Raw genomic sequence first — 6,450 nt, 5'->3', positions numbered from 1 at the left:
AGCCCCGGCCGATGCCGTGGCCGCAGAACTCGCGCACCACCGACAGGCCGGCGTTCTCGGCAAAGGTCTGGATGGCGTGGCCGATGTCGCCCAGGCGGGCGCCCGCGCGCACCTTGACGATGCCCTTCCACATGGCCTCGTAGGTCAGCAGGCACAGGCGCTTGGCCACCATGGAGCCTTCGCCGACGATGAACATGCGGCTGGAGTCGCCATGCCAGCCGTCCTTGATCACCGTGATGTCCAGGTTGACGATGTCGCCTTCCTTCAGCGGCTTGTCGTTCGGAATGCCGTGGCAGACCTGGTGGTTCACCGAGGCGCAGATCGACTTGGGGTAGGGGCGGTGCCCCGGCGGCGCATAGTTCAGCGGCGCCGGAATGGCCTTCTGCTCGTGGACGATCAGGTCGTGGGCCAGCTTGTCCAATTGGTTGGTGGTCACCCCGGGCTTCACATGCTCGACCAGCATGTCCAGCACCTCGGACGTCAGGCGTCCGGCCACCCGCATGCCTTCGATGTCGGCCGCGCTCTTGATGGAAATCGTCATGGGCTGAATTATCCCATCGCATCGTAAAATTGCCGGTTTCTATGGCCAGGGCAGTGCTTTCACCCAGGGACTGCCGTGGCCAACGTCACAACGGGCTGCCACGCGCGCACCGCTTCAGACCGCCGCCAACCGACGGGATTCCATGTCCACAGCTCCCAAGCACCTGATGCACTTCGAGGGCGGCAACGCCCTGTCCGCCTTCCGCGCCGCCGCGCTGCTGCCTCGCCTGCAGGCCGCCTGCCCGCGCATCACCGGGGTGACGGCCCGCCATGTGCACTGGGTCTGGAGCGATGGGCCGCTGACGGCCGAGGCCACGGCCAAGCTGGCCGAGCTGCTGAATTACGGCGATCCGGCGCAGGGCGATGACGGCACCCTGGTGCTCACCATGCCGCGCCTGGGCACGGTCTCACCCTGGGCCTCCAAGGCCACCGACATCGCCCACAACTGCGGCCTGGCCATCCACCGGGTCGAGCGAGTCACCGAATACCGGCTGCAGCTCAAGAGCGGCCTGGTGAGCAGCCTGACCGGTGGCGCCAAGCCGCTGAGCACCGAGGAACTGCAGGCCTGCGCGCTGCTGCTGCACGACCGCATGACCGAGAGCGTGGCCTTCCAGCGCGAGGCCGCGGCCCACCTGTTCGACGAGAAGCCGGCCGAGCCCATGGCCCATGTGGACGTGCTGGGCCAGGGCCGCTCGGCCCTGGAGGCGGCCAACACGACCTTCGGTCTGGCCCTGTCGGACGACGAGATCGACTACCTGGTCAAGGCCTTCACCGGCCTGCAGCGCAACCCGACCGATGTCGAGCTGATGATGTTCGCCCAGGCCAACAGCGAGCACTGCCGGCACAAGATCTTCAACGCCGAATTCGTCATCGACGGCCAGAAGCAGCCGCTGTCGATGTTCGGCATGATCCGCAACACCGAGAAGCTCAACCCGCAGCACACCATCATCGCCTACAACGACAACGCGGCGGTGATGGAAGGCGGCCCGGTACAGCGCTGGCTGCCCGAGGGCTACCTGGACGCCCCGAAGTACGGTGTGAAGGCCGAAACGGCCCATGTGCTGATGAAGGTGGAGACCCACAACCACCCGACGGCCATCTCCCCGTTCCCGGGCGCCTCCACCGGCGCGGGCGGCGAGATCCGCGACGAGGGCGCCACCGGCCGTGGCGCCAAGCCCAAGGCCGGCCTGACCGGCTTCAGCGTGTCCAACCTGCACCTGCCGGACACCGCCGAGCCCTGGGAAGCCCAGCCCTACGGCAAGCCCGAGCACATCGCCAGCCCGCTGCAGATCATGACCGAAGGCCCGCTGGGCGGCGCGGCCTTCAATAACGAGTTCGGCCGTCCCAACCTGGGTGGTTATTTCCGCGTCTATGAGCAGACGGTGGGCGAGGGCGCCCAGGCCATCCGCCGCGGCTACCACAAGCCCATCATGATCGCCGGCGGCATCGGCATGATCAGCGACGGCCAGACCAAGAAACTGCCCTTCGGCGCCGGCACCCTGCTGGTGCAGCTGGGCGGCCCGGGCATGCGCATCGGCATGGGCGGCGGCGCCGCCAGCTCGATGGCCGCCGGCACCAACACCGCCGCGTTGGACTTCGACAGCGTGCAGCGCGGCAACCCCGAGATCCAGCGCCGCGCCCAGGAGGTCATCAACCACTGCTGGACGCTGGGCGAGGGCAACCCCATCCTGGCCATCCACGACGTGGGCGCCGGCGGCATCTCCAACGCCTTCCCCGAGTTGGTGGACGGCGCCGAGAAGGGCGCGCGCTTCGATCTGCGCCAGGTGCCGCTGGAGGAATCCGGACTGGCGCCCAAGGAGATCTGGTGCAACGAGAGCCAGGAGCGCTACACCCTGGCGGTGGACCCGGCCAAGCTGGACGCCTTTGACGCGATGTGCCGGCGCGAGCGCTGCCCTTACGCAGTGGTCGGCGTGGCCACGGACGCGCCCGCGCTGATCCTGGAGGACGGGCCGAACGGCGAGCGCGTGATCGACATGCCCATGGACGTGCTGCTGGGCAAGCCGCCCAAGATGCAACGCGACGTGAAGCGGGTGGCACGCCAGCTGGCGCCGCTGGACCTGACCGGCGTGGCGCTGGCCGACGCGGCTCGCCATGTGCTGCGCCACCCCACCGTGGCCAGCAAGCGCTTCCTGATCACCATCGGCGACCGCACCGTGGGTGGCCTGAACCACCGCGACCAGATGGTCGGCCCCTGGCAGGTGCCCGTGGCCGATTGCGCGGTGACCCTGGCCGACTTCGCCGGCTTCCGCGGCGAGGCCATGAGCATGGGCGAGCGCACGCCGCTGGCGGCGCTGGACGCCCCGGCCTCCGGCCGCATGGCCGTGGCCGAGGCCATCACCAACCTGCTGGCCGCGCCCTTCGAGCTCTCGCGCGTCAAGCTCAGCTGCAACTGGATGGCCGCCTGCGGCGAGCCGGGCGAAGATGCTGCCCTCTACGAAACGGTCAAGGCCGTGGGCATGGAACTGTGCCCGGCCCTGGGCGTGAGCGTGCCGGTGGGCAAGGACAGCCTGTCCATGCGCACCCGCTGGAGCGAGGACGGTCAGACCAAGCAGGTCGTGGCGCCCGTGTCGTTGATCGTCTCGGCCTTTGTGACCCTGGACGATGTGCGCGGCACCCTGACCCCGCAGCTGCAGGACGGCGACACCACCCTGATCCTGGTGGACCTGGGCAACGCCAAGCGCCGCATGGGTGGCTCCATCCTGGCGCAGACGCTGCAGCAGTTCGGCGATGCCGTGCCCGATGTGGACGACCCCGCCCAGCTCAAGGCCCTGGTGGCGGCCGTCAACCAGCTGCGCGCCGAAGGCCGGCTGCTGGCCTACCATGACCGCTCCGATGGCGGCCTGTGGGCAGCCGCCTGCGAGATGGCCTTTGCCGGCCAGCGCGGTGTCAGCCTGAACGTGGACATGCTGGTCTTCGAGGGCGATGGCATCAGCGACAGCCGCGCCGACACCGGCGACGCCAAGAACTGGGCCACCCAGGTCAGCGGCCGCCGCGACGAGCTGACCCTGCAGGCCCTGTTCAACGAGGAACTGGGCGCTCTGCTGCAGGTGAGGACCGCCGACCGCGACGCGGTGCTGGCCACGCTGCGCGCGCACGGCCTGTCCACCTGCAGCCATGTGGTGGGCAAGCCCAATGACAAGGGCGTGGTCGAAGTCTGGCGCGACGCCAAGAGCCAGTTCTCGGCCCCGCTGTCCGAACTGCAGCAGATCTGGGACGAGGTCAGCTGGCGCATCGCCCGCCTGCGCGACAACCCGGTCTGCGCCGATCAGGAACACGCCGCCGCTGGCAGCGAAGGCCCCGGCCTGCATCTGGCCCTGAGCTTCGACCCGGCCGAGGACGTGGCCGCGCCCTACATCGCCAAGGCCCGCCCCAAGGTGGCCATCCTGCGCGAGCAGGGCGTGAACAGCCATGTGGAGACCAGCCACGTCTTCGCACTGGCCGGCTTCGATGCGCACGACGTGCACATGAGCGACCTGCAGTCCGGCCGCGTGCCGCTGTCGCAGTTCCAGGGCTTTGTGGCCTGCGGCGGCTTCAGCTACGGCGACACCTTGGGCGCTGGCGAGGGCTGGGCCCGCTCCATCCTGTTCAACCCGGCCCTGGCCGAACAGTTCCAGGCCTTCTTCGGCCGCAGCGACACCTTTGCCCTGGGCATCTGCAACGGCTGCCAGATGATGGCAGCGCTCTCGCCCATCATCCCGGGCGCCGAAGCCTGGCCCAAGTTCACCCGCAACAAGAGCGAGCAGTTCGAGGCCCGCCTGGCCCAGGTCGAGGTGCTGGAAAGCCCCTCCATCTTCTTCCAGGGCATGGCCGGCAGCCGCCTGCCCATCGCCACCGCGCACGGCGAGGGCTTTGCCGACTTCTCGCAGCGCGGCGACGTCAACCGCGTGCATCAGGCCATGCGTTATGTGGATGGCCAGGGCCAGCCCACCGAGGTCTACCCGTTCAACCCGAACGGCAGCCCGGGTGGCCTGACCTCGGTGACCACGCCGGACGGCCGCTTCACGGTGCTGATGCCGCACCCGGAGCGGGTCTTCCGCAATGTACTGATGAGCTGGAACGGTGGTGACATCAGCGCCTACAGCCCCTGGATGCGCATGTTCCGCAACGCGCGCAAGTGGGTGGGCTGAGAGTCGGTTTCAACGTTCCAGCCTCGCGAGGGGAGAAGGCAATGCGCAAGCAGTGGATCGGTGCCGTGGCCTTGCTGGCAGTCGCAACGGCGGCCCAGGCAGACATCGTGCTGTATCAGGACGACGACTTCCAGGGGCGCTCCTTGGCAGCGTCCGGAGAGATCCCGGATCTCCAGGCCCTGCAGTTCAATGACCAGGCCTCTTCCCTGGTGATCCGCGGCGAGCGCTGGACCTTGTGCAGCGACGCCGGCTTCAAGGGGCAATGCGTCTCTCTGGGCCCAGGGCGCTATGCCTCTCTGAGCACCATGGGTCTCAATGACAAGGTCTCTTCCATCCGTCCCGAAGGCGCCAGCGGCTGGAACCACGGTGGCGGGCCGGGTGCGGGCTGGGGCGGTGGCTGGCATGGCAACGGCTGGGGGCAGGGCGGCGCCGGCACCGTCGTGCTCTACGAGAACGACAATTTCGGTGGCCGCTCGGTCGACCTGAGCCAGGGCATCGACGATCTGCAGCAGCGCGGCTTCAACGACCGCGCATCGTCGCTGGTCATCCGCAGCGGGCTCTGGGAGTTCTGCAGCGATGCCCACTTCCGAGGGCAGTGCATCACCCTGGGCCCTGGCCGCTATCCCACCCTGGGCAGTTGGAACCTCAACGACAAGCTCTCTTCGATCCGCCAGGTCAACGGCGCCAGCCAGCGCTCGGCCATCGAGCTGTACGAGCACGCCAACTTCGAGGGGCGCAGCCTGGACGCCAGCCACGGGGTGGACGACCTGGGGCGGGTCGGCTTCAACGACCGGGTCAGTTCGGTCGTGATCCGCTGGGGCCGTTGGGAGCTGTGCAGCGATGCCTACTTCCGGGGGCGCTGCATCACCCTGTCGCCAGGGCAGTATGCGGACCTGAACCGCTGGGACTTCAATGACGTGCTGTCCTCGGTGCGTCCTGCAGGCTGGCTGCCCTCGGGCTACTGACGCCTGGCCTACCGCTCACAGGCTTCTGTCAGCGGCGTCCGACAAGCGCGCGCGCCCTTGACCGATGGTGGCGGCGCGTGGCGCCTGAGAAGCTGTGCTCGTGGTTTCGATGAGGAGAACACCATGAACACATCTGCAATCGCCCGCTTCGCCACCGTCTCGGCCCTGGGCCTGGCTGCGCTGTCCCTGACCGCCTGCGCCGGCATGAGCCAACGCAGCAAGGACACCGCCGTGGGGGCGGGTTTGGGGGCCGTGGCTGGCTCGGTCATCACCGGCGGCACCACCGCGGGCGCCATCGGCGGCGCCGTCATCGGTGGTGTGATCGGTCACGAAAACGCCAAGAAGTGACTCTCTGGGCAGATGGCCCAGCGCTCACAGGCTGGCGCCCAGGCGCACGCCCTGATCGATCGCCCGCTTGGCATCGAGTTCACCGGCCTCCTGGGCCCCGCCAATGATGTGCACGCGGATCCCCGCGGCTTCCAATGGGGCCTGCAGGGCCCGCAGGGGCTCCTGGCCGGCGCACAGCACCACAGTGTCCACCTCCAGCCAGCGCAGGTTTTCCCGGCGCTCGCCGTCGGACAGCTGCAGCCCCGGGTCTCCGATGCGCTCGTAGTTCACCCCGCCGACAAAGCGCACACCGCGCTGCTTGAGCGAGGCCCGGTGGATCCAGCCGGTGGTCTTGCCCAGGCTGGCGCCCAGCTTGCCGGGCTTGCGCTGCAGCAGGGTGATGTCCCGCGGTGAGCGGTGCACCGGCAGGGCTTCGGGCTTCAAGCCACCACGGGCCAGGGCCGGGTCGG

At 68.8% G+C, this 6,450-nt stretch carries 4 protein-coding genes and 1 pseudogene; 3 read left to right on the top strand and 2 right to left on the bottom strand.

From position 1 onward, the window contains the following. The coding region (map, locus tag I73_RS19065; protein WP_022982078.1) for a type I methionyl aminopeptidase at window positions 1-541 on the bottom strand (541 nt) is incomplete at its 3' end. Window positions 542-683: 142 nt separating this feature from the next. Between map and purL the strand changes: the two genes are divergently transcribed. From purL to I73_RS19050, 3 genes are all read left to right on the top strand, one after another. Continuing rightward, the gene (gene purL, locus I73_RS19060; RefSeq protein ID WP_022982077.1) at window positions 684-4,688 is read left to right on the top strand and encodes a phosphoribosylformylglycinamidine synthase; all 4,005 of its coding nucleotides are present in this window, start codon (window positions 684-686) and stop codon (window positions 4,686-4,688) included. 41 nt (window positions 4,689-4,729) lie between these two features. Next, the gene (locus I73_RS31085) at window positions 4,730-5,653 is read left to right on the top strand and encodes a beta/gamma crystallin-related protein (RefSeq protein ID WP_022982076.1); all 924 of its coding nucleotides are present in this window, start codon (window positions 4,730-4,732) and stop codon (window positions 5,651-5,653) included. Window positions 5,654-5,776: 123 nt separating this feature from the next. Then, window positions 5,777-6,001: a glycine zipper 2TM domain-containing protein gene (locus tag I73_RS19050; RefSeq protein ID WP_022982075.1), complete on the top strand. Its 225-nt coding sequence runs from the start codon at window positions 5,777-5,779 to the stop codon at window positions 5,999-6,001. 24 nt (window positions 6,002-6,025) lie between these two features. Here the strand turns inward: I73_RS19050 and fadH are convergent. Beyond that, a pseudogene (fadH, locus tag I73_RS29090) lies at window positions 6,026-6,450 on the bottom strand (NADPH-dependent 2,4-dienoyl-CoA reductase); the annotation flags it as partial.

Origin of the sequence: Ideonella sp. B508-1, from assembly GCF_000333615.1 — a bacterium.
Taxonomy (GTDB): Bacteria; Pseudomonadota; Gammaproteobacteria; order Burkholderiales; family Burkholderiaceae_C; genus Ideonella.
The sequence above is the reverse complement of the archived record's forward strand: the minus strand, read 5'-3'. Positions and strand labels throughout refer to the sequence as shown.